This is a genomic window from Streptomyces sp. NPDC054956 (genome assembly GCF_053609185.1).
The window spans coordinates 1-2,497 of sequence record NZ_JBSGXB010000555.1 but is presented as its reverse complement, the minus strand read 5'-3'; the positions used below and the strand labels follow the sequence as shown (position 1 = coordinate 2,497).

General features: G+C 73.4%; 1 protein-coding gene. It reads left to right on the top strand.

What is annotated here, in order from left to right:
• Window positions 1-314: 314 nt before the first annotated feature.
• Window positions 315-2,396, top strand: a complete 2,082-nt coding sequence (locus ACWGDE_RS38135; protein ID WP_453393674.1) for a PIG-L family deacetylase — start codon at window positions 315-317, stop codon at window positions 2,394-2,396.
• Window positions 2,397-2,497: the final 101 nt, after the last annotated feature.

Sequence of the window (2,497 nt, the reverse complement as noted above, 5' to 3'; positions counted from 1 at the left end):
GCCGCACACAGCGGCGACGGCCCCCGCTCCTCGTGGAGCATCACGTCGGAAATCTCACTGAGCGGGGAACTTGAGGCCCGTAATCTACCGAAATGCCCCTTTTGGCACTCCCTCCAGAAGTCCCGAAATGGGGCGTACAAGAAATTCCGGGCATTCAACTCCGTATAGCACCATATGCCTCTTGAGGGTGTGTCAGCCGCAACCGCGCGAGGCATAATCGGCCCCGGTCGCAGCCGGAATCGGCGGGGCCACCGGGGCACCGACCCAGCCCCTCCGCGCAATTGCGCATCGGACCGATCCTCAAGGCGTTGCAGATGTCCCTGGCCAGCCGCACCCGACTCGCGGCCCTGCTCGCCGCGCTCGCCGTCGGCGGCGCCGGGGTCACGGCCTGGGCCTACGGATCGGGGAGCGAGCAGGAGCCGGCGGCTCCCGAGGCCGCCGTCCGGCCGAGTGTGACGCAGGGCACGGTCCTCCAGGTCGTCGCGCATCCCGACGACGACCTCTTCTTCATGAACCCCGACCTGAGCCGCTCCATATCGACGGGCGTCAAGGTCTCCACCGTCTACCTGACCTCCGGCGAGTCCGACGGCCGCAACGAGGCCCACAGCCCGAACCTCCAGGACCCGGAGGGCCCCGCCGACCACGCCGCCTACGCGGAGGCCCGGCAGAACGGCATACGGGCCGCGTACGCGCAGATGGCCACGGGCAACCGGACCAGCGCCTGGCAGCGCAAGTCCGTACCCGTCGCCGGCGGGGGAAGCGCCGAGGTGGACGTCCTCGTGGCCCGGCCCGAGGTCAACCTCATATGGATGCAGCTGCGCGAGGCCCGCAGCATCTCCGGCGACAATCCGGACAGTCTGCGCGGCCTGTGGGACGGCAAGGTGCCCGCCCTGGGTTCCCAGACCTCCTCCGGGACGCCGGTGAAGCCGGGGTTCTCCTACACGAAGGAACAGGTCGTCGAGGCCATCGCGGACGTCTTCGCGATGTACCGGCCGACGACGATACGGACGCAGGACCCGACGCCCGGCCGGGCGCAGGGCGGCGGCGCGCTCCTCGACCACCAGGACCACGTGTACGGGGCCCGCTTCGTGCAGGCCGCCGCCGAGCGCTACGCGAAGTCGGCTGACCGCCCGCACTTCTCGGTCCAGAACTACGTGAGCTACCCCAACAGCTCCCTGCCCCCGACGCTCGACCCGCAGACGGCCGAGGAGAAGCTCGGCTACCTCAAGACCTACGCCTGGACGGACCACCAGGACTGGTGCGGCAGCCCCGCCGGCTGCGGCGACCGCAAGACCGCGACCCGGCCGACCGGCGCCGGATGGAGCCAGACCATCCGCTACGGCCGGGGCGACGTCACCTCCTGGCTGACCGACGGAGTGGCCGGCCGGCTGTGGGCCTTCGCCGTCCTGGACGGCCGGATGGCGTACTGGTCGCGCGTCGGTCCCGAGGCCCCGTGGCAGGGACCCGAGTTCCTCCCCGGTTCCGGGATCGACACGGGCGCGACGGCGGTCCGGCTCCCCGACGGCAGGATCGCGGTCTTCGGCACCCGCACCACCCTGGGGAGCACCCCCCAGGAGTACGGACGCGAGCTCGTGTACGCCGTCCAGGCCGTACCGGACGGGCCCTTCGGCCCGTGGCAGTCGCTGGGCACCCCGGACACGGGGGACATATCCGGCACGTCGGCCATCAGCGCGCCGTCCGTGGCCGTGGACCGCACGGGACGGATGACCGTGTACGTACGCGATTCCCGGCGCACCCTGCGCGCCAGCGCCCAGGAGACCCCGGACGGCGCCTTCGGCGCATGGCAGGCCCTTGGCGGCTCCGGTCTGCAGGGCGACCCGGTCGCCGCGACCGACGCGGCGGGCCGCCGCCACGTGTACGCGGCCACGGCCCAGTCCGTGCTGGCCTGGGTCCAGCCGGCCCCGGACGCCCCGCTCGGCGCCCCCTTCCCGACCGGTCTGCCGGCGACCACCGGCCCGCTCTCGGCGAGCGCGCAGGGCGACGGCGTGCGCCTCTGGTTCCGCCGGCCCGGCACGGGCACCGTCGGTACGAGCCTGGCCACGGCGGGCGGGTCCGCGCCGACGTTCTCCCAGGTCACCGACTCGGGCGGCGAGGGCGGCTACGGAGCCGTCGGCGTCGCGGGCCGGCTGCTCACGGGCCGCGCGGGCACGGGCACGATCGGCGTATCGGGCCCGGACGGCGCTCCGTCCTGGTACGAGTCCCAGATGCTCTATACGGGCGCACCCGCGGCCCTGACCGCGCCGGACGGCACGTCCGTCGCCGCGGCCCTCGGCCTGGACGCGTCCCTGCACGTCACGACGGCGCCCCCGGCCGGATCCCAGCCTCCCGGCAGCCGCCCGCCGTCCTCCCCGTGGCACCGGGCGGTCCAGCCCTAGGGCGTGTCTTTCGGATCAGGCCGGATCAGCCCGCGGTGTCCGGTGCCGGGCGGGTCCGGGCCGCTCTGGTGCCCCAGCGGATCGGCTTACGCGGTGGAGTC